The sequence below is a fragment of the Phaeobacter sp. QD34_24 genome, from assembly GCF_028890115.1.
GTDB lineage: Bacteria > Pseudomonadota > Alphaproteobacteria > Rhodobacterales > Rhodobacteraceae > Phycobacter.
In genome coordinates this window covers 1-20,900 of record NZ_JARCJD010000002.1, presented here as the reverse complement: position 1 = coordinate 20,900, position 20,900 = coordinate 1, and the positions used below count along the sequence as shown (strand labels likewise).

The following is a 20,900-nucleotide window of genomic DNA, read 5'->3' as shown; positions in this document are numbered from 1 at the left end:
AGTCTGCGCCCAGCATGACCTGCCTGCAAGCCTTACCTGAACTCTTGATGGCAGGGGCCGCTTCACGCTATTTCCCTTCCATGACCACACCTCGCTACACCCCGCTTGCCCAATCCCTGCCCGCAACCGTGCCTTTCGTCGGCCCCGAAACGCAGGAGCGCGAACGTGGCGCGCCGTTCATCGCACGGCTTGGTGCCAATGAGAACGTCTTTGGCCCCTCGCCCAAGGCGATTGCCGCGATGCAGGCCGAAGCGGCGGAGATCTGGAAATACGGCGATGCCCAAAGCCACGACCTGCGCATGGCGCTTGCGGCGCATCACGGGGTCTCGGCCGACAATATCATGGTGGGGGAAGGCATCGACGGTCTGCTGGGTTACCTGGTGCGCCTGCTGATCACGAGTGGCGATCACGTGGTGACCTCGCTTGGCGCCTATCCCACCTTCAACTACCACGTGGCGGGTTTTGGCGGCACGCTGCATACAGTGCCCTACAAGGACGACCACGAAGATCCCGCGAGCCTGTTTGCCAAGGCAGCCGAAGTGGGCGCGAAACTGGTCTATCTTGCCAATCCCGACAACCCCATGGGCAGCTGGCACCGGGGCGCAGACATTGTGGCCGCACTGGATCACCTGCCCGAGGGCTGCCTGCTGTTGCTGGACGAGGCCTATGTGGAATGCGCCCCGGAAGGCACCGCCGCCCCGGTAGACATCCACGACACCCGCGTCATCCGCATGCGCACCTTCTCCAAGGCCTACGGCATGGCCGGCGCCCGCGTGGGCTATGCCATGGCCGAGGCCAGGCTGATCTCGGCCTTCAACAAGGTGCGCAACCACTTCGGCATGAACCGCGCCGCCCAGGCAGGCGCCCTTGCGGCGCTGCTGGATCAGGACTGGCTGGATCACATCAAGGCTGAGATCACCACCGCACGGGCACGCATTGCCGAGATCGCTGCGGAGAACGGCCTCACCCCCCTGCCCTCGGCCACCAATTTCGTCGCCATCGACTGCGGTCAGGACGGCGCCTTTGCCAAGGCCGTGCTGGACGGGCTGGTGGCTCAGGGCGTCTTTGTGCGGATGCCCTTTGCGGCGCCGCAGAACCGCTGCATCCGCGTCAGCTGCGGCCGCCCGCAGGATCTGGAAGCCTTTGCCAAGGCCCTACCGATCGCCCTGGAGCAGGCGCGCAGCAGCTAGGCTCAGGGCCCACGCGGGGCGCTTTACCCGAAATTCACCGCTTTTCGCTAGGCTCCTTCGGATAGCGACCGAGGAGCTGCGTCATGCGAGAGTTCAAGGACTACGACGACCCCGACTTCCACGAGCAGAAGACAACCCCCGACCTGTTGGAAACGGTGCTGAGTTTCATCGGCATCAACCTGATGTGGGTCTTCTTTGCCATCTGGGTTCTATACGGAATGGTGCCGGTGCTGCTGCTGGCGCTTTTCATCAACCACCTGATCACACGGCTCGAGATCAAGCTGGGCCAGCGCCCGGCCTGACCCCGCCTACCTGCTGATCCCGCCTGCCTGTCAGGAAGAGGGGGTGCCTGCCTCGGCGATCACCGCAGCGGCCGCATCCAACGCGCCTTCGCCGTGGGGGATCTTCAGCGCCCGCAGGCCTGCCTCGATGCCGCCCAGCAGGCCCATCACCATATGACCGTTCAGATGCCCCATATGGCCAAGGCGGAAGAAACCATGCCATTCGGGGCTGTTCGGCGGCGCCATGCCAAGACCGATCCCAAGCGTCAGGCCCAGATTCTGCTCCAGCCAGGTCCGGAGTTCAGTTGCACGGGAGTCCCCAAGGCGCAGCGCCGTCACCGCATGGGAGCGCAGGCTCGGATCGCTGACATTCATCGCCAATGGACCGCCCTGCCCCCAGGCCTCGCAGGCCGCCCAGATTGCACGGGCAAGGCGTGCGTGGCGCGCCCAGGTGTTCTCAATCCCCTCCTCGTTCAGAATGTCGAGGGCCGCCCGCAGCCCATAAAGATGGTGGGTCGGCGCGGTGCCCCCGAAATACTGGTAGAACTCCTGCGGGTTGGCGCGCGGTGTCCAGTCCCAGTAGCGGCTGACACGCGGCACAGCCGCGCGCGCCTCTGCCGCCTTATCGTTGAAAAAGACAAAGGAAATCCCCGCGGGCACCATCAGCCCCTTCTGGCACCCGGTGACCATGACATCGACGCCCCAATCGTCCATCTCGAAACGGTCACAGCCCAGCGAGGCGATGCAATCGGCCATCAACAGCGCCGGATGTCCGGCCTCATCCAGCAGGGCCCGCAGCGCCGGGACATCGTTGCGGATCGAACTGGAGGTATCCACATGCACCGCCAGCACCGCCTTGATCTGATGGGCATTGTCGGCCTGCAGCCGCTCGGCCACGCGGGCCAGATCCCAGGGCGCGTGGTTGCCGAAATCGATCACCTCGACATCGATGCCCAGCCCCTCGGCCATCTCCGCCCAACCGATCGCAAACCGCCCCGAAGAGGGCACCAGCACCCTGTCGCCCGGCGCCAGCGTGTTCGAAAGCGCCGCCTCCCAGGCGCCATGGCCGTTGGAGATATAGATCGCCGCGTGATGGGCCGTGCGCGCCACCTTTCTCAGATCCGGGATCAAGGTCGCGGTCATATCCACCAATTCGCCCGCGTAAATGTTCGGCGACGGGCGGTGCATCGCCTGCAAGACGCGATCCGGAATAACCGAAGGTCCGGGTATGGCCAGATAGGATCGGCCCGCTGCCAGAGTGCCCTTGGATAGCTCTGTACCGCTCATGTCGTGGTATCCTTGCAAATCGGGACCACCCGTGCGGCGGTCTGCTCTCGAAATTGCCGTCACCCTACAATTCGGTTATGGAAGGTCAATTCCGGAAATCGAATCCGGTTCTCAAATGCCCTGCAGATGTTACAGCCGGAACCTCCCCGCATGAAAAAAGAGCACACCTCCTCACGCGAGTTGATTGTTTGGCTGTGGCGGGGCTATCTGCGCCACTACATGGGCCTGTTGGGGCTTGCGCTGATCTTCATGCTGATCGAGGGCGGCACGGTCGGGGCGCTCAGCTACATGATGCAGCCGATGTTCGATCTGGTCTTCGTGGCCGGCAACACCGATGCGCTGTTCTGGGTCAGCCTCGCCTTTCTGATCATCTTCTCGATGCGCGGCATCGCCAGCGTCTGCCAGAAGGTGATCCTGTCGAAGATCTCCCAGACCTCGGCGGCGCATATGCGCAAGGATATGCTTGACCGGCTGATCCGGCAGGATCCGGCCTTTCACCAGGTGCACCCCCCCGGTTTCCTGATCCAACGGGTGCAAAGCGACGTCATGGCCATCAACCAGGTCTGGCAGGCCGTGATCACCGGCGCCGGGCGCGACATGGCGCAGATGATCGCGGTTCTGGGGGTCGCCATCAGCGTCGATTGGCGCTGGACGCTGATCATGCTGATCGGCCTGCCGCTGCTGCTGCTGCCGATTTCCGCCCTGCAACGCTATGTGCGCAAGAAAGCCGCTGCCGCGCGGGACCTGGGCGCCTCCCTGGCCACCCGGCTGGATGAGATTTTCCACGGCATCGTGCCGATCAAGCTGAACAGCCTGGAAAGCTATCAGACCCAGCGCTTCGGCACCCATATGGACCAGTTCGTACGCTCCGAAGTGCGCGCCTCCTTCGGCACCGCCTCGATCACCGGCATGATCGATATCATGGCCGGTCTCGGGGTCATGGGGGTGGTGCTTTATGGCGGCCAGGAGATCATCACCGGCGAAAAGACCGTGGGCGAGTTCATGAGCTTCTTCACCGCCATCGGCCTGGCCTTCGATCCGATGCGGCGTCTGGCCTCGATCAGCGGCATCTGGCAAAGCGCCGCCGCCGCGATGGAGCGCATCAAGGAGCTGATGGATGCGCCGATCAAGCTGCAGCCACCCGCAAAACCGGTGCAGCCGCCGAAGGGTCTGCCCGAGGTGCGGCTGGAGAATGTGACGCTGAACTATGGCGAGACCACCATCCTGAAGAATCTGTCGCTGACCGCCGAGGCCGGAAAGACCATTGCCCTTGTCGGCGCGTCAGGAGCGGGGAAATCCACCATCTTCAACCTTTTGACCCGGCTGGTCGATCCCGGTGCCGGACGTGTCAGCATCGGAGGCGTTCCCGTCTCAGACCTCAGCTTTGACGGTCTGCGCGGTCTCTTCTCTGTGGTGACGCAAGAGGCGCTTTTGTTCGATGAAACCCTGCGGGAAAACATCCTGCTGGGCCGCACCGATGTCAGTGAGGAGCGTCTGAAAGAGGTGCTGGATGCGGCGCATGTGTCGGACTTCCTGCCGAAACTGGCCAATGGTCTGGACACGCTGGTGGGTCCGCGCGGCTCGGCCCTTTCGGGTGGGCAGCGTCAGCGGGTGGTGATTGCCCGCGCCCTGCTGCGTGACACCCCCATCCTGCTTCTGGACGAGGCGACATCGGCGTTGGATGCACAGTCTGAGAAGGTGGTCCAGCAGGCGCTGGACCGGCTGTCGGGTGGGCGCACCACGCTGGTCATCGCCCACCGCCTCTCCACCATCCGCAACGCCGACAAGATCGTGGTGATGGAACGCGGCGAGGTGATGGACCAGGGCACCCATGCCGAACTGCTGGAGCGCGGCGGCATCTACGCCGATCTCTACCGGCTGCAGTTCCAGGACGGCAAAACCCTGGTGGAACGGAAAGAAGTCGCCACCAAAGTTCCGGCCTCGGCCGACCAGACCGAGGACGACAGCGGGCCGTTCCGCCGCCTCTTGCGGCGCATCTTCGTCGGATCGACCGCCAACAAGGGCTGACGGCGCCTATTTCCGATAGGCCCGCGCCAGTCGTTCCGGATCGGCGCCCAAGGCGTAGCGGGTCAACAACAGCAGATTGCGGGCACCGCGCCGCAGCCAACCCTGATGCTGATACCGCAGGGCAGAGGTGCCCGCCGTAGCGGGCAGCTCCACCAGCCCCTTGAGGCGGCGCACCAGCGCGACATCCTCCATCAGCGGCTGATCGGGATAGCCACCCGACGCATCGTAGTCCCCCCGGCGGATCAGCAGACCCTGATCGCCGTAAGGCAGCCCGAACAGGCGCGAACGCAGATTGGCCCATCCGGCCACCAGAGCGGGGCGAATGCCCAGCGCCCGAAATGCCAGGCGGAAATAGGCAGGCCTGCCCTGCCCCTCTTCCAGATGCTGTGCCACCACCTCGCTCCAGCCCGGCATCAGGCGGCTGTCCGCATGCAGGATCAACAGCCACTCTCCCGCAGCCGCTTGACAGCCACGCCGCAGCTGCCCGCCCCGCGAGGGCGGCCCGGTCAGCACTTCGGCGCCAACCTGCCTGGCCATGGCGCATGTCTGGTCCGTTGACCCGCCATCGGTGACGATCAACTCGCGGATCAGCCCGGCAGAAAGCCCCTCCATCAGGGCCTCAAGGCATTTCGGCAGCTCGCCTTCGCAATTCAGTGTGGGGATCACGATACTGATCGGCGCTGGCATGGGCAGTTTCCTGTTCAACTCGGCTGTCATTCCTATATCACGTGCAGGCCTATATCACTTGGCCGTCCAAGAACATGGCCCAGAGCGCATCCGCCGCATCCAGAGGAGAACAGACATGAGCACCCGCACGATCCTTTCCCTGTCCGGCCCCGATACCCGTGACTTTCTGCAAGGGCTGGTGACCAATGATGTGCGGAAACTGGATCAGGGCGGGCTGGTCTATGCCGCCCTGCTGACGCCGCAGGGCAAGTATCTCGCCGATTTCTTCCTGGTTCCCTGGGGCGAGGAGGTGCTGCTCGATGTGGCGGCAGATCTGGCTGACGGATTGATGAAACGGTTGACCATGTACCGGCTGCGCGCCGATGTGCAGATCGCGGTCAGCGACCTGAAGCTGCGGCGCGGCACCGGTGAGGCCCCGGAAGGTGCCTTTGCCGATCCGCGCCATGCGGATATGGGTTGGCGCCTTTATGGAAGCGAAGAGGGCGACGATGGCAGCGACTGGGACGCCCTGCGCGTTGCCCATTGCATCCCCGAAACCGGCCGAGAACTATCCCCCGACAGCTACATCCTGGAGGCCGGCTTTGAGGCCCTGAATGGCGTCGATTTCCGAAAGGGCTGCTATGTGGGCCAGGAGGTTACCGCCCGGATGAAGCACAAGACCGAGCTGCGCAAGGGGCTGCAGGTGGTCGCGATCGAAGGCACGGCCCCGGCAGGCAGCGATATCACCGTAGACGGCAAGCCCGTGGGCACCCTGTTCACACAGAGCGGCTCCCAGGCGATTGCCTACCTGCGCTATGATCGGGCCAAGGACAAGCAGATGCAGGCCGGAGAAGCCCGGCTCACCTGGCAGGGATGACCCCAGTGCCAGGCCAGACAATGCGGCCCTGGGCGGCGCCTTCACAACCAATGGAGGAGACAAGCGCACAAAAATGAGGCAATATACCCTTAACCTCTGACGCTTAGAACGCCTCCAAGCCGCACCACTACGGTCGGCAGACATCCTGAAAGGATCCTGGAATGCTCAGGCTTCTCATTCTGGCACTTGCAACCCTCCCCCTGCAGGCCCAGGCGCAGTTTTACTGGGAATACGATGATTGGCAGGTCTGGGTCGAAGAGACTGACACCGGAGAGGACCTGCGCCGCAGTTGCACCGCCTGGACCGGCGGCGACGGAGAGCCGGTGCTGCGCCTCGAAATCTCCAATGGCGATGCGGGGCCTCCCTATGTCTACCCCTATCCCAGCCTCAGCGAGACCGCGCCACGGCACTACAAAACGCAGATGCAGGATGGTCAGCACGTTCAGTTCGTGACCGATACGGGCGCGGTCTTCTCGACCACGGCGGAGGCACGGTTCAACGAGGAAGGCCTGTTCGAAGCCCATGCCGTGCTCAATCTCACCGATAACCTGCCAACCCTGCAGGCCATGAAACAGGGCAGCCACATGGAGATCCGCACCGGGGGTAACATGGTCTTTCGTGCCTCTTTGGCCGGTTTCACCGCCGCCTATGGCAAGATGATGGACAGCTGCGGCTTCAGCCTGTCCCTGGACTGAGACACGAAAAACCCCGCGCCGGGCAGCGCGGGGTCTGTCTTTGGATCAGCGGCGACCTTAGGCGCGCTCGGAATATTCCATGGTCTCGGTGTTGACCACGATCATCTCGTCCTGACCGACGAAGGGCGGCACCATCACCTTGACCCCATTGTCCAGAATCGCCGGTTTGAAGGAATTGGCTGCTGTCTGGCCTTTGACCACCGGCTCTGTCTCGACGATCTGGCACGTGACCTTCTGCGGCAGGGTCGCGTTCAGCGCTTCGGATTCGTAGAATTCCACCACGATGGTCATACCATCCTGCAGGAAGGGGCGGCGATCCCCCAGAAGATCCGCGGGCAGTTCGATCTGCTCGTAGGTTTCGGCATCCATGAAGACCAGCATGCCATCGCTTTCATAAAGGAACTGCTGGTCCTTTTGCTCCAGGCGCACGCGTTCCACCTTGTCGGCGCTGCGAAAGCGTTCGTTCAGCTTGGAACCGTTGCGCAGGTTGCGCATCTCAACCTGGGCAAAGGCGCCGCCCTTGCCGGGCTTCACGTGATCGACCTTCACAGCGGCCCACAGACCGCCATTGTGCTCCAGAACATTGCCAGGGCGGATTTCGTTACCGTTGATCTTGGGCATCGGAAAATTCCCTCTCGGGTGGTTGATGAACTCTTAAGCGCCCCTATATCTGGCGATGAGTCGGCTGGCAAGACAACGATATGTCGTGTGCAAGACCGGAAAGCTATGCACAATTTGCATGAAAGCTATGCAATTGTGGGCTACCCGAATCGTCACACTTCCGTCATAAGGAGCGCCACGCCGAAACTGCAATAGCAAGAACAACAAAGGAAACGGGATGCGAGATTTCGTTGACGGCACAGCTTACAACAACGAACAGGGCAACCGCGCACGCAAGCTTTTTGCCGCAGTGGTCCTGGCAGCGCTGGATGACGCCATCGCCGACGACAAGAAATATGGAAACGGCCCCGAGCAGATCGCCCGCTGGGCACGGTCGCGTGACGGGCGTGAGGTTCTCTCCTGCGCCGGGATCGACCCGAACGAGCGTGTGGTCTCCGGTCTGATGGAATTCGTTGGTCGTGGTGTACGCACATCCGTTGCGCTGTCGCGCGAGGAAAGCGAACGCCGCAATGCAGCCCAGGCCGAGGCTGCCTGAGCATAGCTGCCTGCCAAAAAGCTGCCTGTGAGGTAGAGAAAAGCGCGTCCTGGGGGGCGCGTTTTTCTTTTTCAGAGACGTGTTTTCTGCCGGTGCCATCCGTACACCACCCGTACACCCCCTGTGCACCGCCCGATGCACGCCCCTGAGGCCTGGTCCCATCCTATCCGGCAAACCCTGCGATTGCCGTTGACCTCTGCCCGCCCCCATTGCAACTGTCGGCCCCAACCGCGGCGAACAGCAGGACATAGCGCATGACGGCACGGGCACTCATGATCCAGGGCACCGGCAGCAATGTCGGCAAATCCCTTCTGGTAGCGGGGCTCGCCCGTGCCTATACGCGGCGCGGTCTGCGGGTGGCCCCCTTCAAGCCGCAGAACATGTCCAACAACGCGGCTGTCACCCCCGAGGGCGGCGAGATCGGCCGCGCCCAGGCCCTGCAGGCCCGCGCCGCCCTGCGCCCCCCCCATACCGATATGAACCCGGTGCTGCTGAAGCCCGAAACCGACACCGGCGCCCAGGTCATCGTCCAGGGCAAGCGGCGCGGCACCCGTGCGGCAGCCTCTTTCATGCGCGACAAATCCGGTCTCTTGGAGGCTGCGCTGGAAAGCTACCATCGCCTTGCCCTAGATGCCGACCTTGTGCTGATCGAAGGCGCAGGCTCTCCGGCAGAAACCAACCTGCGCAAGGGCGACATTGCCAACATGGGGTTTGCCTGCGCCGCCGATGTGCCGGTGGTCCTGGTCGGCGATATCCACCGCGGCGGTGTCATCGCGCAGATCGTCGGCACCAAGGCGGTGCTTGATGCGCAGGATCAGCGCCATATCGTCGGTTTTGCGGTGAACCGTTTTCGGGGCGATCTCAGCCTGTTTGATGCCGGACGTGACGATATCGCGGCACGCACCGGCTGGCCGTCGCTGGGCGTGATCCCCTGGTTCTGGGAGGCCTGGAAATTGCCGGCCGAGGACATGATGGATATCGCATCGCGCAAGGGCGGCGCCTGCAAGGTTGTGGTACCACAGCTGGAACGGATGGCCAATTTCGACGATCTCGATCCGCTGGCCGCCGAACCCGATGTCACGGTTGAGATCGTGCCACCCGGCCGCGCCCTGCCCGGCGATGCGGATCTGGTCCTCATCCCCGGCAGCAAGTCAACCATCGCGGATCTCAGCTTTCTGCGCGCCCAAGGCTGGGATATCGACATCCTGGCGCATCATCGGCGCGGCGGCCATGTGCTGGGCCTGTGCGGCGGCTATCAGATTCTGGGCAAGACCATCGACGATCCGGAAGGGGTCGACGGGCGCCCCGGCAAGGTCGCAGGCCTGGGGCTCTTGGACGTACACACCACGATGGCAGGCGACAAGCGCGTCACCCTGACCGAAGCCGAAACGCTGGAGGGCGCCCTGCCCGTCTCTGGCTATGAAATCCACATGGGCCGCACCTCAGGGCCCGATTGCGCCCAGGCCTGGCTCAGCGTCGATGGCAGGTCCGAAGGCGCCGCCTCGCCCGATGGGCGCGTGCGCGGCTCCTATCTGCACGGGCTGTTCAGCTCCGATGCCTTCCGCGCCTCCTTCCTCGCCGGATTGGGCCATGACAGCCGCACCTCTTATGAGGAGGGCGTCGATGCCACGCTGGACGATCTTGCTGCGCATCTGGAGCGCTACATGGATCTCGACCAATTGCTGGCCCTGTCACAGCCGGTCAGCCCGCCGAAATAGGAACCGGACAATTGACCAGGCGCGACCGCGCCGCGCATCGCGCGGCGCCAGGCCCAACGGGAGAGGGGATTTTAACAAATGCCCGATCCGGGCGGGAGCGCCACCGCACCCCCGGGCGCACTCCCAGGCACCCGGTCAGAGCAGATCCTGCGCCGCCAGGGCGCGATGGATTTCGCGGCGGACCAGTTTGCGCACATTGCGGGTGATCCGCTCCCCCAAGGCGCCCTGAAGCTCCTCGCGCACGATATCGGCGACCAGCTCCCGCAGGCTCTCCTCGTCGATGAAGGCCTCCTCACCCGCAAGGGCTTCCAAGGCCTGAGCGGTGATCTCTTCTTCGCTGCCCGCCAGCGCCGCCTCCAGCAGATCCTCTCCACTCTGCGAAGGGCTCTGTGACGGCTCATGCTGCTGAGGCTCATGATGGTGGAACTGCACCTCTGTCTGCGGCTCCTGCTGCGTCAGATGGGCCTCCTCGACCTCCTCCTCCTCACAATGATCATGCCATTGCAAGGTCTCGATATTGCTGCCCGCAAAGGGATCTGCCGTGCGCCCGTCGGGCTCCCATTGCTCCTGAGAGCGGGCAACCTTGACCTCCAGCTCGGTGATCTTCTGAACCACCGCAGAGACGCGATCCGAAGGCTCCTGAAACGCCTCGCTCGGCGCAGCCTCCCCATCCGGCACATCAATCAGCTCTGCATCTGCTTCCTCTGCCCCGGACACGCCTGCCGCCTGGTAGAGTGTCGCCCAGGGGTCCTTCCAGGGTGCTGCGTCTTCCAGATCAGTCTCCGGCTCAGGGATAGCGTCGGTTTCCGAAAAGGACTGGACCGAATCCTCCTCCTGGACCGGGTATTCCAGCGCTTCCTCCGTGAGGACAGACGGCGCGACAGCGTCTTCAGCCGCCTCGGCGGCAGCAGTACTGACAGGCGGCTGGATTGGCTCGGGCTGCGCCTCTGCGTCATTCACCCGCAGCGCAGGCGTCAGCACGAGACGTGTCACGGATTTCGGGCTTGGCGCGGCCTCAACAGCTGCAGAGGCTGCTGTCGCCTCCGGTTCGGCAGGGGCGCTTTCAGCCACGGGTTCTCCACGGGCCTCTCGGGCGTCTTCGCTCACCAGACGGCGAATGGAGGACAGCACGTCTTCGATTTCTGCCTGTGTCACCGGTTCGGACATTTCTTCAGTACCACTCTTCCCAATGGCGCAAGTGTAGCCGCACGGCGGCTGCCGCACAACAATTAGGGTAAATTTTCAGTTCTTCCCCGGCTGTTCACCGGTTCTTCCCTGGCGCGACTGGCCTTTGCCGAGGCGCTCAGTTGCGGCCCAGAGCCTTCATCACCCGGTCCAAGTCCCTGCTGCGCTTGCTCAGCGCGGCAGGCGCATCCTTGACCAGATTGTAGTACAGGGTCGGATCGTAGATCTCGACCGCAAGGCCCAGATGCTCGGCTGTCAGCAGCCCCTGCGCCTGCAGCAACTGATAGGCGGCCAGCGCCTGATTGGCCCGCGCCTGCACCCGGCCGGTCTGGGCATTCAGCAGCTCCTGTTCGGCCTGCAACACGTCCAGCGTGGTGCGCGCCCCCAAGGTGGCCTCCTCGCGGATGCCGTCAAAGGCAACCTGCGCCGCGCGCACCTGTTCGCCCGAGGACACAAGGCTGGCCCGCGCCGCCTCCAGCGAGACATAGGCGGCCGCAACGGACTGTGACACCGCCCGCTGGGTCGAAATCAAGGCGCCCTTCTCGGCGTCCATCCGGGCAATGTCGGCGCGCCGCGCCGCAGCCAGGGACCCGCCGCTGTAAAGCCGCTGCGACAGGGTGAGGCTCACTCCGGAGGTATCGGAATCAGAGCTGCTGCTGTTCAGATCGATCGAATGGCCCGCATCGGCGCGCAGCCGCAGACTGGGGCCCAGGTTTCTGTCGGTGCTTGCCGCGGTATGTTCAGCGGCCTTCACCGCATGCTGACGCGCCAACAGGCTGGGGTGGTTGCGCATGGCGACCGCCTCAGCCGCGTTCAGGGATGCCACGCGCTGCGGCAGCGGCGGCTGCCCGGCGACCACCGTGATGGGGCGACCGACGACCTGAATATATGTCGCCTTGGCTTCCAGCAGATCACCCTGGCTTTGGGTCAGGCTGGCCTGGGCACCGGCGACCCGGCTTTCGGCCAGGGCGACATCGGTCCGGGTGACCTCGCCCACTTCGAACCGGTCCTGAGCAGCGCGCAGCTCTTCCCGCAAGAGCCGCAGGTTATTGCCGCGCAGGCGCACCGTGTCCTGCTGCAACAGCACATTCACATAGGCCTGCACGGCGGAAAACAGCACCTGCTGCTCGATGTCGAGCAGGCTTTGACGGGTGGCCAGAACGGTTTCCTGAGCCGCCATCTGGCTCAGCCGCGATGCGCCGCTATCATACAGCAACCATTCCAGGCTGATGCCCGTTTCCAGTGTATTGGTGTCGTGATCGCGAAAACCGAAGGTCCCGAGCCCCCGGTTGTATCGATGGCTTGCCGTCATCGCAAAATCGACGATCGGGCGCAGGCGCGCGACCGCAACCGCAACCCCTTCATCCGTCGCCCGCAACAGCGCCCTGTTCTGTTCAAGAAGTCCGCTGGTCTTATAGGCGCCGATCATGGCGTCAGACAGGTTGTCCGCCGCAGCGGTCTTCGGCGCTGTGAGGGCCATCATCATCGCGCCAGCACATACAAACGTTTTCAGAAACTTCACCGGGGAATTCTTTCGCATCGGTTGCCTTATCGTTTGCCGCGCCGCCAGCCGCGGTTGGTTTTTTGGCCCGCGCCCGCCCAATCGGACGCAGGGGTCTTTCTCCCTCATCAGGGGGTCAGAGCGCGAACTCCCGCGCTGCGGCAAAGCCGGGCAGGACCGGCGCACCAGCATTGAAGGCGAATCGCCAGGACAGCTGATCGCCGGTCTTGTAGCCGATCTTCACCTCGCCCAGCGCACCGGACATGAAGATCGCCGCAATGCGGCCACCGTCACGCAGTTGTTCCAACAGGGCCGCGGGCACCTCTTCCACGCCGCCCTGCACAAGGATCACGTCATAGGGGCCGTGTTCGGCGGCGCCATCGGCCATGGGACCGATATGCACGATGGCATTGTCGGCGCCCGCTTCAGAGAGCTGCGCCTGGGCATCGCCGCCCATGGTTTCATCCTCTTCGACGCCGATCACCATCTGCGCCATGCGGGCTGTCACCGCAGTGGAATAGCCAAGCCCACAGGCCACATCGAGCACCAGCTCGTCGTTCTGGATATCCAGCGCATCAAGGATTTTCGCCAGGGTGCGCGGCTCCAAAAGCACGCGGCCAGTGTCCAGATCCAGGTTCTGATCCGCATAGGCAGCCTCGCGCTGCGCATCCGGCACAAAGCTTTCGCGGGGCACCGCAAGCATGGCTTCGATGATTGGGTATTTCGTCACATCCGAGGGGCGGATCTGGGTATCGACCATCATGCGGCGGCGTTCGGCGAAGTCAGTCATATGCTAAACTCGTCTGTTCAGTCTGTTGCTATCGGTTGTGACACATCAGATCAGGCGCGGCAACGGTCGCTTTGTGAAATTGCGCGGCATATGTGGGGATGCGGCTACTTCTTCTTCACGTATTTAGTAAGGATGACTATGCGCTGGCCTTCCACCCGCCCTTCGATGTGCTCGGGGTTGTCCTGAACCAGCGAAATGCCCCGTACGGCAGTGCCCCGCTTGGCGGTGAACCCGGCCCCTTTGACCGGCAGATCCTTGATCAATACCACCGTATCCCCCTGGGCCAGCGGCGCACCATTGCTGTCCTTATGCGCGCTCGCCTCCGCGGTGTTCTCCGCCCAGGCGCGGGTCTCATCGTCGAGCCACAGCTGATCGGCCAGGTCACGCGCCCAGTCCTGATCCGCCAGCCGTTTCAGCAGGCGCGCGGCCAGAACCTGCACGCCTGGATTTTCCGACCACATCGAGGACGACAGGCAGCGCCAATGGTTCGGATCCAGCTCCCCGGCGATCTGATCCGCGCAGGCCGCGCAGATCTCGGCCCCGGCACCTTCCGGCCCACCCGTGACGTCATAAAAGGCAAGCGGCGCATCGGCCGAACAGAGGGCGCAGGGCATGGGTGAGGTCTCCGACAAGAAATGGTCGACCAAGCCTTTAGAGCGCCCCATGCCGCCCGGCAAGCAGGCAGAGCGATCCGGGGCGCCGGATCATCCGGTTATTTGGCGCATGCCTTGCAGAACGGGGTCGCCGGGAGCAGGTCCAGCCGCTCGGACGAAATCTCATCGCCACAGATCTGGCAGAACCCGTAGGTCCCCTCCTGCAAGCGCGCCAGCGCCGCATCGATCTGGCGCAGCTCGTCCAGCTCGGCCTTTCCAAGGCTTTCCAGAACCTCATCTCCCTGGCGTTCAGAGGAGCGATCCTCCCAATCCTTGGGCATCGGCTCATCCAACGCGTGTTCAACCTCGACCAGATGACCGGACAAGGCCTTGCGCCGCGCTTCAAGCGCCAGTTTGCGGTTCTCAAATGTCATCGCGTGTTTCCTCCCACTGCGTATTCGAAGGCTTTTGCCTTGGATCCGAGGATAGGACATTGACCTTTATCAACAAACTCGCAGGAAATGGCGATGTATTGCCGGAGCGCCCCTGGCCTCTGGCTGTGGCCGGTGCAGGGTGCTAAACCCAGCCCTGCCCCTGTATAGAACAGGACAACGGAGAATAGCATGACCAAACACATCCTGATCGGCATTGCCCTCTTGGGCCTTGCCGCCTGCGAAACCGCAAAAGGCGCGGGACGCGACATCAACAAGGCAGGCACCGCCATCGAACAGGCGGCTTCTGACGTTCAGAAAAAGCTGTAATCGGAACAACCGGCTGGTGGTCTCAGCGCAGAGTGTAGAGCTTACGCGCCACCAGCCATGTCACCGGAAAGGCGGCCAGGAAACCGACCAGGGCGGCAATCAGGATTGGCTGCAGGGTGTCCTGCCCCATGGCAAGGGCGGCAACGACCGCGCTGCCCGCAAGAGTCGAGCCGATGAACAGGTGCAGGATGAAGGCTAGACGATACATGTGGCAATCTCTCCAAATACCATAAAACGGTCAGCGACCATATATCTTGGATTCGGAATGTACCGCCTTGATCTGGGTCAGATTCCAGCGCCCCAGCGCGTTGGGGCCGATGTATTCAGGCCAGTTTCGGGCCAGTTTCGGCCCAGTGCAATACCGACAAGGGAAACCGCCCCAGCCAGGCGGCAAAACTCGATCGCGCGGCGCAGCTCAATCGCGCGGTGCACCCGGGCGGCGCTGCTTCTTGCGCGCAACCGCTTCCACCGGGACGGGTTTGAACAGGTTCACGACGGGGGTGCCGCGGCGCGGGCCGTCGTCCTTGTCGGCCAGGGACATCACCGCAAAGGCAAATTGCACCCCGGCAAAGACGATCCCGTTCATGAACCACAGGATGCCCACCGCCAGAAGGCCCACGTCAGAGGTGCTGATCAGCCCCCACAGGTTCATCACGTTGAACCACAGAAGCAGCCCGACAAAGACCGCCGCAATCGCAAAGCCCAGGGCCACATTGCGGATATAGAGACGAACGAGCTTGGGCATCGGATTCCCCCTCCGGTAGGATGCAAGGGGATGGTATCAGCGAAATCCCGATCGTCCAGCGCCGAATAGCAAAAATACATGCAATCGGCGGAATTCGACCGGCCCGCCCCCAGCCATTGCCAGACTGTGCCCGCAAAAACGGCAAAGACGCGCCAGCGGCGCGCCTTGGTCCATGGATGTCGCAATGGGGCTTGCCCGGTCAGAAGGCCTCGGGGCGCGCCTCGCGGGCCATGTGATCCAGCACCGCATTGACGAATTTCGGCTCCTTGCCTTCCGGGAAGAAGGCGCGGGCCACATCGACGAATTCGTTGATCACCACCTTCACCGGCGTGTCGGATTGCACCATTTCGGCACCGGCCGCACGAAACAGGGCGCGCAGGGTCGGGTCGATGCGGGCAATCGGCCATTTCGCCACCAGGGCGCGGTCGGTCATCTGGTCGATCTTCGCCTGGTAGTTCACGGCATCCTCGACCAGTTTGCGAAAGAGCTTGGGGTCGCCTTCGGCGAATTCATCACCATCGTAGACGGCTCCGAACCGGTGATCCTCGAATTCGACGATCACCTGGTCAAAGGTCTGCCCGCTGTGTTCCATCTGGAACAGCGCCTGCACCGCATAAAGCCGCGCTGCCGATTTCATCTGGGTCTTGCCATTGCCCTTGCGGGCGCCGCCTGAGGTGCTCATGCCGTGGTGGGTCCGTTGTCTGTGATCGCCAGGTCTGTGCCAGCCAGCTGGATGGCGTCGGAAGGCGCCTTGAAGCCGACTCCCTTGGTCTGGGCGCCCCACTTACGCGTCAGCGCGATCAGATGCAAGGCCGCAGCGGCAGCACCACCGCCCTTGTTCTGATCCGCAGGATCCGCGCGCACCTCGGCCTGGGGGCGGTTTTCCACCGTCAGGATGCCATTGCCGATGCACAGCCCCTGCAGCCCCATCAGCTGAATCGCGCGGCTGCTGTCGTTGCAGACCGTATCATAATGGGTGGTCTCGCCGCGGATCACGCAGCCCAGCGCCACGTAGCCGTCAAAGTTCGAGGTCCGGTCCGCGATGGAGATCGCCGTGGGCACCTCCAACGCGCCGGGCACCTCGACCAGATCCCAGGTGCCGCCCGCCGCTTCGATCTCGGCCTTGGCACCGGCGACCATATTGTCGGCAATGTCCTTGTAGTAAGGCGCGACCACGATCAGCAGCTTGACCGGCTTGTCAAAGCTGGGACGCGGCAGGATGTAGTGGCTTTCATGTCCGGCCATATCACTCTTCCTTCAGAATGGGACGGGTGCCGACAATCGACAGCCCATAGGCATCAAGGCCCACATATTTGGTCGAGGGCGAATCCGTCAGCAGGATAAGATCCTTCAGCCCCAGGTTCGACAGGATCTGCGCACCGATCCCGGTCTGCTTGATGGTCACGGTGCGCGCCCCGTCATCCTCATGGGCATAAAGCGCATTGCGCGGCTGGCGGAACAGGGTGACCACACCACGCCCTTCGGCGGCGATGACCTCCATCGCGCGGGGCAGCTGGCGCGCCGATTTGGGACCAAGGCCCAGAATATCGGTCGCCTCATGCAGCGCATGGGTGCGGGCCAGAACCGGCTCGGGCGTGGTGATATCGCCCTTGATCATCACCACATGTTCGACGCCATGGGTCTGGTCGGTGAACAGGCGCATCTCCCATTCGCCACCGAATTCCGAGGTCACCGTCTCGCGCGAGGTTTCGGTCACCAGGTTGTCGTTGCGCGCGCGGTAGGCGATCAGGTCGCTGATGGTGCCGATCTTCTGGCCGTGCTTGGCGGCGAACTCCACCAGATCGGGCAGCCGCGCCATGGTGCCGTCTTCCTTCATGATCTCGCAGATCACGCCCGACGGATGCAGCCCCGCCAGGCGCGAGATATCCACCGCCGCCTCGGTATGACCCGCGCGCACCAAGACACCGCCGCGTTTGGCCCGCAGCGGGAAGACATGCCCCGGCGTGGCAATCGCCGCCATCGAGTTCTGATCGTTGATCGCGGTCGCCACGGTCAGCGCCCGGTCGGCGGCAGAGATGCCCGTGGACACGCCTTCGCGCGCCTCGATCGAGACGGTAAAGGCGGTCTCGTGCCGCGAGGAGTTGTTCACCGCCATCATCGGCAGGCCAAGGCTGTCGATCCGCTCGGCGGTCATCGGCAGGCAGATCAGCCCGCGCCCGTGGGTCGCCATGAAGTTGATCGCCTCGGCATCGGCAAACTGGGCCGGGATCACCAGATCGCCCTCGTTCTCGCGGTCCTCGTGATCCACCAGGATGAACATGCGCCCCTGGCGGGCTTCTTCGATGATCTCTTCGATCGGGCTGATCGCGTCGCGCAGACGGGCTTCGACCGGCCCCGGTGTTTCAAAGCTCATGTCATGGCCTTTCATGATCCGTGTCGCAGGCCCTCGAATGGCGCTGCCGCGTTGCCAGCCGGGATAGCCCAGCCGCGCGCCAAAGGCCAGCCCGCTTGGCTCTCTTGAAATTCGGGACGCGACGTTTGCAGATGCGCAGAAGGCTGCTAGCGTCCCGTTACCTGACATCAGTGAAAGCCAAGCCCATGCGTGCCTCCCGTATCCTGCAAACCTATGAGGTCCACGCCGAGGGCGAACCCGGCCGTGTCATCACCGGCGGCATGCCGCTGCTGAAGGGGGCCAGCGTGTTTGAGAAAATGCAGGACATGGCCACCAACCACGACGAGATCCGCCTGATGATGCTGCGCGAACCGCGTGGCAATCCCGGCCTCTGCGGCAATGCGCTGGTGCCCCCCTGCCACCCGGAGGCCGACGCGGGCTTCATCATCTTCGAGCAGACCGAATACCCGCCCATGTCAGGGTCAAACACCATCTGCGTGGTCACCGTGCTGCTTGAAACCGGGATCCTGCCGATGGTGGAACCGGTGACCGAGCTGACACTGGAGGCCCCCGCCGGGCTGATCCGCGTGCGGGCCAACTGCCGCGATGGCAAGGTGACGAAGGTCAGCTTTCGCAATGTGCCCGCCTTTGCCATGCATCTGGACGCAAATGTCGAGGTCGCGGGCCTCGGCACCGTCACCGTCGATGTGGCCTGGGGCGGCATGTTCTTCGTTCTGGCCGATGCGGACCGGCTGGGCGTGAATCTTGCGGCAGAGAACGGCAAGGAGATCACCCGCGTGAGCGAAGCCATCCGCCACGCCACGGTCGAACAGCTGCCCGTCAGCCACCCGGAAAACCCTTCGATCACCGGCCCCACGATCACCAATCTCTGGGGCGCGCCCATTGCCGCAGGAACCCAGGGACGCGGTGCGATCACGATCTCAACCGGCGCCTTTGATCCCGCCCGCCCGCAGGAGGCCAGCGGCATCCTCGACCGCTCCCCCTGTGGCACCGGCACCTGTGCCAAGATGGCGGTCCTGCATGCAAAGGGGCAGCTTGGCCTGGGTCAGGACTACGTGAATGCAGGCCCCCTCGGCACCACATTCACCGGTCGCATTGTCGAGGAAACCAAGGTCGGCCCCTACCCGGCCATCGTACCGACACTCTCCGGTCAGGGCTGGATCTACGGGCTCTCCAGCTACACGCTGGATCCAAGCGATCCCTTTCCCAAGGGCTACACCGTCGGCGACATGTGGTGATCCGCGCCGCGCCAGCGGCGCGCCCTGCCCAACGCCTCGGGCCTGCATCTTCGATGCAGGTTCAGGGGGCGGGAGAGCCCCGCTGTTCGAAAAGAAACCGCCTCAGACCGCAGTATGTCGGAAATACTCCGCTGCGGACAGATAGGCGGCGGCGCGGGCGGCCGTGCTCCACTCGCTTTCCAAGGGCGCATCGCCGATCACCACCACGGAGGACCCCGGCAGACCCTGGCTCTTGATCAGATCCTGCACGCGAGCGCGCATCTGCGACCAGCTTTCATTGAACTTCGGCGCAGGCCCTGCTGCATCCAGCACCGGATGCGCGGCCAGAACCGCCTCGGGGCTGTTCGGCCTATGCACCAGGGCAAGCTTGCTGGAATTCCGTACCATTTTCAGCGCGCGGCGCTCTGCCTCGGGCATATGGGCGCCGTAGGAAATTATGCGCAGCGCGTTAGAGGAAAACAGCAGCCCGGTGATGTCCTGCCCCGAAGTCTGCCGCACGCGGGCATAGGTCTTGTAATCCATGCCCAGCTCGGCCGCCCGGCGGATCCGCATCTGCAGGACCAGCTTCGGGATGGTGTTGGGCATCAGCTTTTTCTGAGCCTTCTTCCAGGCATGGATGCGCCAGACGCGCCCGGCCTCCATGCTGGGCCCGTTGTTGTGACCGATCCCGGCGATCCCCGCGCCACTCATCACCCGGCCTCTGCCAGCCGCGCCACGTAGCGGGCCAGGGTGTCGATCTCGAGGTTCACCCGGTCGCCCAGTTTCACATCGCCCCAGGTGGTCACCTCCTTGGTGTGCGGGATGAAGTTGATGCCGAAATCGCAGCCCTGCACATCATTCACCGTGAGGGAGGTGCCGTTGAGGGCAACCGATCCTTTCGGCGCGATGAAACGGGCCAGCTCTTTCGGTGCGCGCAGGGTCACGCGGGTGCTGTCGCCCTCGTCCCGGATCTCCACCACCTCGGCCACGCCGTCCACATGGCCCGACACGATATGGCCGCCCAGTTCGTCGCCCACCTTCAGGGCGCGCTCCAGGTTGACCCGCTTGCCCAGGGTCCAGGCGTCGATATTGGTCTTGGAGACGGTTTCTGCCGAGATCTGCACATCATACCAGTCCGGCCCCAGTTCGATCACCGTCAGGCACACCCCATCCGAGGCGATGGAGGCACCAAGGTCGATCCCCGAGGTATCATAGGCAGTCTTGATCCGCGCCCGCAGATCGCCCTGCTGGTCCAGCTCGGCAATGGTGCCAACGTCGGTGATGATACCTGTGAACATGGGGGATGCTCCGTGCCAGTTGTTCCTGTCGTTCCTGACGCCCAGAGGTAGCGCCTGGCCTGCGGCTTCACAAGTCCCTCCCCCGCTGCAAGGGGCGAATACCTGTCGCGGCAAAGCGGATTGCCTGCGGCGCGGGCAGGTCATAGTTTCGCCCCAGTCATTGGTTAACCAATTGGCAGTAGTATCGCGGAAAACCAGAGACTTCTCATGCCCGAGACCCGCCCAGACCCCAGCTCAAAGGCCAGCGCACCGGCCAGTGTAAAGGCCAGTGCAAAGGCCCGCCCGGAGCCGAACCGCCGCTTCCTGTTCCTGCAGGGGCCGCATGGGCCGTTCTTCAATGGCCTGGGCAAGATGCTGCGCGCGGCGGGCTGCGCGGTCTGGCGGGTCGGCTTCAACGCGGGCGACAGCACCTTCTGGCGGCACCGGGACAGCTACATCCCCTATCGCGGCAGCCCCGAGGAGAGGCTGTGTGGAAACTGGCTGGTGTTGCCCAGCTTTCCCCGAGTTTGGGTCTTGGAGCGTGATTTGCCAATCGGTT

At 63.6% G+C, this 20,900-nt stretch carries 24 protein-coding genes and 1 pseudogene; 10 read left to right on the top strand and 15 right to left on the bottom strand.

Annotated features, from left to right (window positions below; all coding sequences use genetic code 11):
• The first annotated feature begins 80 nt into the window (after window positions 1–80).
• Window positions 81–1,190 carry a pyridoxal phosphate-dependent aminotransferase gene (locus PXK07_RS01770; protein ID WP_274846470.1) on the top strand — a complete coding sequence of 370 codons (1,110 nt, stop codon included), beginning with the start codon at window positions 81–83 and terminating at the stop codon, window positions 1,188–1,190.
• Window positions 1,191–1,273: 83 nt separating this feature from the next.
• The gene (locus PXK07_RS01765) at window positions 1,274–1,492 is read left to right on the top strand and encodes a histidinol phosphate aminotransferase (protein WP_274846469.1); all 219 of its coding nucleotides are present in this window, start codon (window positions 1,274–1,276) and stop codon (window positions 1,490–1,492) included.
• Between the two features lie 30 nt (window positions 1,493–1,522).
• Here the strand turns inward: PXK07_RS01765 and PXK07_RS01760 are convergent, their stop codons facing one another.
• Entirely contained in the window at window positions 1,523–2,758 is a 1,236-nt protein-coding gene (locus PXK07_RS01760; RefSeq protein WP_274846468.1) for a pyridoxal-phosphate-dependent aminotransferase family protein, read from the bottom strand.
• Window positions 2,759–2,884: 126 nt separating this feature from the next.
• On the opposite strand from PXK07_RS01760, the gene PXK07_RS01755 reads away from it, so the two are divergent.
• Complete coding sequence (locus PXK07_RS01755; protein WP_446728343.1) at window positions 2,885–4,786, top strand: ABC transporter ATP-binding protein; 1,902 nt, start codon at window positions 2,885–2,887, stop codon at window positions 4,784–4,786.
• Window positions 4,787–4,792: 6 nt separating this feature from the next.
• On the opposite strand, the gene PXK07_RS01750 is transcribed toward PXK07_RS01755, so the two are convergent.
• Window positions 4,793–5,473, bottom strand: coding sequence for a TIGR04283 family arsenosugar biosynthesis glycosyltransferase (locus PXK07_RS01750; RefSeq protein WP_274846466.1), 681 nt, complete (start codon window positions 5,471–5,473; stop codon window positions 4,793–4,795).
• Between the two features lie 115 nt (window positions 5,474–5,588).
• Here PXK07_RS01750 and ygfZ point away from each other — a divergent pair, with 115 nt between their 5' ends.
• Together ygfZ and PXK07_RS01740 are read left to right on the top strand one after the other, a co-directional pair.
• Window positions 5,589–6,329 carry a CAF17-like 4Fe-4S cluster assembly/insertion protein YgfZ gene (gene ygfZ / locus PXK07_RS01745; protein WP_274846465.1) on the top strand — a complete coding sequence of 247 codons (741 nt, stop codon included), beginning with the start codon at window positions 5,589–5,591 and terminating at the stop codon, window positions 6,327–6,329.
• A 161-nt stretch (window positions 6,330–6,490) separates the two neighbouring features.
• Window positions 6,491–7,024 (top strand): hypothetical protein, encoded by a 534-nt coding sequence (locus tag PXK07_RS01740; RefSeq protein ID WP_274846464.1) that lies wholly within the window; start codon window positions 6,491–6,493, stop codon window positions 7,022–7,024.
• 57 nt (window positions 7,025–7,081) lie between these two features.
• Here PXK07_RS01740 and efp read toward each other — a convergent pair whose 3' ends face one another.
• A complete protein-coding gene (efp, locus tag PXK07_RS01735) occupies window positions 7,082–7,645 on the bottom strand; it encodes an elongation factor P (protein WP_274846463.1) in 564 nt (187 codons plus the stop codon).
• Window positions 7,646–7,862: 217 nt separating this feature from the next.
• Here efp and PXK07_RS01730 point away from each other — a divergent pair, with 217 nt between their 5' ends.
• Both PXK07_RS01730 and PXK07_RS01725 read left to right on the top strand, forming a co-directional pair.
• Window positions 7,863–8,180: a DUF6280 family protein gene (locus PXK07_RS01730; protein WP_008562897.1), complete on the top strand. Its 318-nt coding sequence runs from the start codon at window positions 7,863–7,865 to the stop codon at window positions 8,178–8,180.
• Window positions 8,181–8,434: 254 nt separating this feature from the next.
• Window positions 8,435–9,898, top strand: coding sequence for a cobyric acid synthase (locus PXK07_RS01725; RefSeq protein WP_274846462.1), 1,464 nt, complete (start codon window positions 8,435–8,437; stop codon window positions 9,896–9,898).
• 135 nt (window positions 9,899–10,033) lie between these two features.
• Here PXK07_RS01725 and PXK07_RS01720 read toward each other — a convergent pair whose 3' ends face one another.
• From PXK07_RS01720 to PXK07_RS01700, 5 genes are all read right to left on the bottom strand, one after another.
• Window positions 10,034–11,053 (bottom strand): hypothetical protein, encoded by a 1,020-nt coding sequence (locus tag PXK07_RS01720; protein ID WP_274846461.1) that lies wholly within the window; start codon window positions 11,051–11,053, stop codon window positions 10,034–10,036.
• A 148-nt stretch (window positions 11,054–11,201) separates the two neighbouring features.
• Window positions 11,202–12,623: a TolC family outer membrane protein gene (locus PXK07_RS01715; protein ID WP_446728342.1), complete on the bottom strand. Its 1,422-nt coding sequence runs from the start codon at window positions 12,621–12,623 to the stop codon at window positions 11,202–11,204.
• A gap of 97 nt (window positions 12,624–12,720) precedes the next feature.
• Complete coding sequence (locus tag PXK07_RS01710; protein WP_274846460.1) at window positions 12,721–13,374, bottom strand: protein-L-isoaspartate O-methyltransferase family protein; 654 nt, start codon at window positions 13,372–13,374, stop codon at window positions 12,721–12,723.
• A 104-nt stretch (window positions 13,375–13,478) separates the two neighbouring features.
• Window positions 13,479–13,988 (bottom strand): alkylphosphonate utilization protein, encoded by a 510-nt coding sequence (locus tag PXK07_RS01705; RefSeq protein WP_274846459.1) that lies wholly within the window; start codon window positions 13,986–13,988, stop codon window positions 13,479–13,481.
• A gap of 98 nt (window positions 13,989–14,086) precedes the next feature.
• On the bottom strand, window positions 14,087–14,401 hold the full coding sequence (locus PXK07_RS01700; protein ID WP_274846458.1) for a TraR/DksA family transcriptional regulator: 315 nt from the start codon (window positions 14,399–14,401) through the stop codon (window positions 14,087–14,089).
• A 189-nt stretch (window positions 14,402–14,590) separates the two neighbouring features.
• Between PXK07_RS01700 and PXK07_RS01695 the strand changes: the two genes are divergently transcribed.
• Window positions 14,591–14,728, top strand: coding sequence for an entericidin A/B family lipoprotein (locus PXK07_RS01695; protein ID WP_274846457.1), 138 nt, complete (start codon window positions 14,591–14,593; stop codon window positions 14,726–14,728).
• A 22-nt stretch (window positions 14,729–14,750) separates the two neighbouring features.
• Here the strand turns inward: PXK07_RS01695 and PXK07_RS01690 are convergent, their stop codons facing one another.
• The 5 genes from PXK07_RS01690 to ribB form a co-directional block, all read right to left on the bottom strand.
• Window positions 14,751–14,936: a CTP synthetase gene (locus tag PXK07_RS01690; RefSeq protein ID WP_274846456.1), complete on the bottom strand. Its 186-nt coding sequence runs from the start codon at window positions 14,934–14,936 to the stop codon at window positions 14,751–14,753.
• Window positions 14,937–15,143: 207 nt separating this feature from the next.
• Window positions 15,144–15,473, bottom strand: coding sequence for a hypothetical protein (locus PXK07_RS01685; RefSeq protein ID WP_274846455.1), 330 nt, complete (start codon window positions 15,471–15,473; stop codon window positions 15,144–15,146).
• Window positions 15,474–15,672: 199 nt separating this feature from the next.
• Complete coding sequence (gene nusB / locus PXK07_RS01680) at window positions 15,673–16,155, bottom strand: transcription antitermination factor NusB (RefSeq protein WP_274846454.1); 483 nt, start codon at window positions 16,153–16,155, stop codon at window positions 15,673–15,675.
• On the bottom strand, window positions 16,152–16,718 hold the full coding sequence (locus PXK07_RS01675) for a 6,7-dimethyl-8-ribityllumazine synthase (RefSeq protein ID WP_274846453.1): 567 nt from the start codon (window positions 16,716–16,718) through the stop codon (window positions 16,152–16,154). Before PXK07_RS01675 ends, nusB begins: the two co-directional genes overlap by 4 nt.
• A 1-nt stretch (window position 16,719) precedes the next feature.
• A complete protein-coding gene (gene ribB / locus PXK07_RS01670; RefSeq protein WP_274846452.1) occupies window positions 16,720–17,847 on the bottom strand; it encodes a 3,4-dihydroxy-2-butanone-4-phosphate synthase in 1,128 nt (375 codons plus the stop codon).
• Between the two features lie 185 nt (window positions 17,848–18,032).
• Here ribB and PXK07_RS01665 point away from each other — a divergent pair, with 185 nt between their 5' ends.
• A complete protein-coding gene (locus PXK07_RS01665; RefSeq protein WP_274846451.1) occupies window positions 18,033–19,085 on the top strand; it encodes a proline racemase family protein in 1,053 nt (350 codons plus the stop codon).
• Window positions 19,086–19,187: 102 nt separating this feature from the next.
• Here the strand turns inward: PXK07_RS01665 and PXK07_RS01660 are convergent, their stop codons facing one another.
• Together PXK07_RS01660 and PXK07_RS01655 are read right to left on the bottom strand one after the other, a co-directional pair.
• The gene (locus PXK07_RS01660; RefSeq protein ID WP_274846450.1) at window positions 19,188–19,775 is read right to left on the bottom strand and encodes a hypothetical protein; all 588 of its coding nucleotides are present in this window, start codon (window positions 19,773–19,775) and stop codon (window positions 19,188–19,190) included.
• On the bottom strand, window positions 19,775–20,362 hold the full coding sequence (locus PXK07_RS01655) for a riboflavin synthase (protein WP_274846449.1): 588 nt from the start codon (window positions 20,360–20,362) through the stop codon (window positions 19,775–19,777). The genes PXK07_RS01660 and PXK07_RS01655 overlap by 1 nt, the downstream gene beginning before the upstream one ends.
• Window positions 20,363–20,569: 207 nt before the next feature.
• Between PXK07_RS01655 and PXK07_RS01650 the strand changes: the two are divergent.
• Window positions 20,570–20,900: pseudogene (locus PXK07_RS01650) on the top strand (hypothetical protein); the annotation flags it as partial.